Source organism: Albidovulum sp. (genome assembly GCF_008933605.1).
Lineage (GTDB): Bacteria > Pseudomonadota > Alphaproteobacteria > Rhodobacterales > Rhodobacteraceae > Albidovulum.
In genome coordinates, this window is sequence record NZ_WBUS01000248.1 from 1 (window position 1) to 2828 (window position 2828).

At 70.2% G+C, this 2828-nt stretch carries 5 protein-coding genes and 1 pseudogene; 3 read left to right on the forward strand and 3 right to left on the reverse strand.

The features are described from left to right. On the forward strand, positions 1 to 360 hold a 360-nt coding region (locus tag F9K34_RS18265), incomplete at its 5' end, for a glycerol-3-phosphate acyltransferase (RefSeq protein WP_291338531.1). Between the two features lie 16 nt (positions 361 to 376). Here F9K34_RS18265 and F9K34_RS18270 read toward each other — a convergent pair. From F9K34_RS18270 to F9K34_RS18280, 3 genes are all read right to left on the reverse strand, one after another. Then, positions 377 to 847: a tetratricopeptide repeat protein gene (locus F9K34_RS18270; protein WP_291338532.1), complete on the reverse strand. Its 471-nt coding sequence runs from the start codon at positions 845 to 847 to the stop codon at positions 377 to 379. 84 nt (positions 848 to 931) lie between these two features. Beyond that, positions 932 to 1354: a hypothetical protein gene (locus F9K34_RS18275; RefSeq protein ID WP_291338533.1), complete on the reverse strand. Its 423-nt coding sequence runs from the start codon at positions 1352 to 1354 to the stop codon at positions 932 to 934. A gap of 44 nt (positions 1355 to 1398) precedes the next feature. Further along, a complete protein-coding gene (locus F9K34_RS18280) occupies positions 1399 to 2046 on the reverse strand; it encodes a carbonic anhydrase (protein WP_291338534.1) in 648 nt (215 codons plus the stop codon). 145 nt (positions 2047 to 2191) lie between these two features. Here F9K34_RS18280 and F9K34_RS18285 point away from each other — a divergent pair, with 145 nt between their 5' ends. Together F9K34_RS18285 and F9K34_RS18290 are read left to right on the forward strand one after the other, a co-directional pair. After that, complete coding sequence (locus tag F9K34_RS18285) at positions 2192 to 2572, forward strand: hypothetical protein (protein ID WP_291338535.1); 381 nt, start codon at positions 2192 to 2194, stop codon at positions 2570 to 2572. Positions 2573 to 2644: 72 nt separating this feature from the next. Then, positions 2645 to 2828: pseudogene (locus F9K34_RS18290) on the forward strand (leucyl aminopeptidase family protein); the annotation flags it as partial.

The window sequence follows — 2828 nt, forward strand, 5'->3', positions numbered from 1 at the left end:
GGCGGGGATGCGGCCCAGCTTGCCGCACTCGCCGCCTTCCTCGGGCACCTCTTCCCGGTCTGGCTCAAGGGAAAGGGCGGCAAAGGCGTTGCGACCTTCCTCGGCACCTTGCTGGCGCTTGCGTTTCCCGTCGGTCTCGCGGCCTGCGCGACATGGCTCGTGACCGCGCTCGTCAGCCGGATCTCGTCGCTCTCCGCTCTCGTGGCATCGGCAACGGCGTTCATCTGGGCGGCGCTGCTCGGCCACGGCGACATGGTGATCCTGATCGTCCTCCTGGCCACGCTCGTCTTCTGGCGCCACCTGCCGAACATCGAGCGGCTGAGGGCGGGGACGGAGCCCCGGATCGGTGGGAAGAAGTAGTCCCCGGCCGCCCGCCTCAGCCCTGCCCCGCCGCCATCAGCGCCGCGCGCAGGTCGCTCCATTCGTTGCAGGTGCCGCAGAGCACGGCGAGGCGGTTGAGGTTGGCCCTGGCGCTTGCGTAGTCGCCGATCTCGACGAACATCTCGCCCTGGTATTCCAGCGCGCCGAGATGCTTCGGATTCGCCTTCAGGGCCGCGCCATACCAGCGCGCGGCCTCGGCCATCCGGTTCATCTTGCGGTTGGAATACCCCATGAGATTCAGCGCGTCAGCATTGCGCGGCTCGGCCTTGAGGACGGCGGCGAGGAGTCTCAGCGCCTCCGGGTAACGCCCCGCATCGACGGCGGCCTTGGCCTCGGCGTAGCCGGATTGCACGGCAGGGGCGGTGCTTGCGGCGGTGTCACTTCCTTCGGCGACTGCGGCGCCGGGCGCGAGAAGGGCGAGCGGGACGAGGGCAGCAGCGAGGCGCGCGCGGAACGGGGTGGTCATGGCCGGGTCTCCCTGAACGGTCACCCGATTACCATACCATGGCGGCCGCAGGCGCAAGTCTCACCTTGGGGTGAAGCGGCGGGTTCACGCCGCCCGGCCGCAGCGCGCGGTGTCGGAGGCACGCAGACCGCGCGGCGCATCGGCCGGAAAGCCGGTGCCGAAGCGCAGCGTCAGGTCGGCCTCGCCGAGCCCCAGGGCGCGGAGCGGCAGGAGCGCGCGTTCGACCGGCCAGGAATGGATCGCGAGCCCGCCCTCCGGCGCCCGGCGCAGGACGAAGCCCGCCGACCGCAGGCGGCGCTGCAACTCCAACCAGTCGGCCGAGAGGTTCACGGCCCTCAGGATCTCCTCTCCCTCGGTCCTCAACCGCGCGGGCGTCCGGTCGAGCGCGCCGCGCAGGACGGCACGGAGGTAGTCCGAAGGCGAACACCCGGCCGACCGCGCCGCCCGGCCGAGCGCCAGGAGGAGCGCTTCGGGCAGGTCCACGGTGACGGTGCGGCGGGTGTCCATGGCGCCACCCTCGCCCGAATCTGGTTAACGCGGGGTTCCCCGCCTCAGAGCGCGACGAAGGCCCGTGCCTCGGAGTCGTAATGTTCGAGCCCGCCGGCGCTGATGTCGTTCCACAGGCCGTGGAGCGTCATCTCTTCGGCCTCCACCGCGTCCTTCACGAAGGGAAAGGTCATGAGATTCTCGAGGCTCACCAGCACCGCCTCGCGCTCCAGCGCGCGCAACTGCTCTTCGGGGGCAAGGCCCTTTACCCGTTCGTAGCCGGGGCGCAGCAGGTCCATCCAGCGGCCGACGAAGCTCGACTTCTCCTCCAGCGCGGGCGCGGCGCCCGAACACATGTCGTGGCACCCCTTCACGCCGCCGCAAGAGGAATGACCGACGACGATGAGATGCGCGACCTTCAGCGTGGTCACGGCATACTCGACGGCGGCCGAGGTGCCGTGCTGGTGCCCGTCGGGGGCATAGGGCGGCACGAGGTTGGCGATGTTGCGGTGGATGAAGAACTCCCCCTGGTCGGCACCGAAGATGGAGGTGACGTGCACCCGGCTGTCGCAGCAGGATATCACCATCGCCCGGGGTCTCTGGCCCTCGTCCGCGAGCCTGCGATACCACGCGCGGTTCTCCGTCCAAGTCGTGGCCTTCCAGCCGTGGTAGCGCTGGACGAGGTAGCTGGGCAGCGGTCTGGCATGTTGCATCGCGTCGTCACTCCCTGACAGTTTCCCCGCAGATAGGCAGGCGATCGGTCGAATTCGAGAGGTTTTTCCGCAGCGAGACAAGGTTTTCTTGAGGCTGGAAGGCAAAGCTTTCCTTGCGCGTGGGGCGCTAAGTGGAGGGTGAAGGGTGGCGACATTGGCGGTGTTGCGCTACGACGAAGGCGTCCGGCTCGACCCGGACCGGCTCGTGGCGCTCTATTCTGACCTCGGCGAGGCGGGGGCGGAACAGGTCGTCTGCCGCGCGATGGAAGAGCTTGCCGCGCGGCTGACGGAAATCCGGCGCGTTGCCGACGAGGGAAATCCGGCGGCGATGCGGCGCAGCACGCGGCTCCTGATCCGGGTAGCCGAACAGGTCGGGATGCTGACCTTCGCGCGCGTGGCCGGGGATGTCCTGCGGGCGACCGATGCGGGCGATCCCGCGGCGCAGGCGGCAACGCTCGCGCGGCTTCTGCGCATCGGGGACCGGTCGCTGAACGCAGTCTGGGACCTGCGTGACCGGACGGTGTGACCCGCGCCATGGGGCCTTGCGGGCGCCGGCGGCAGGGCTAGTGTGGCGACCGGAACCGACCGGAGACCCGCGATGCCCCCTGCCCCTTTCCTGGCCTTTGCCGATCCCGCCGCGCCGAGCCGGCCCGTCCACCTCGTGCCGCAGGACGCGGCGGCGACCTTCATCGAGGCGCGCGCCGCCGCGGATCGCGCCTGGCTCGCGGCGACCGGCTTCACCGGCAAGCTCGGCCAGCTCTGCCTCCTGCCCGGGCCGGATG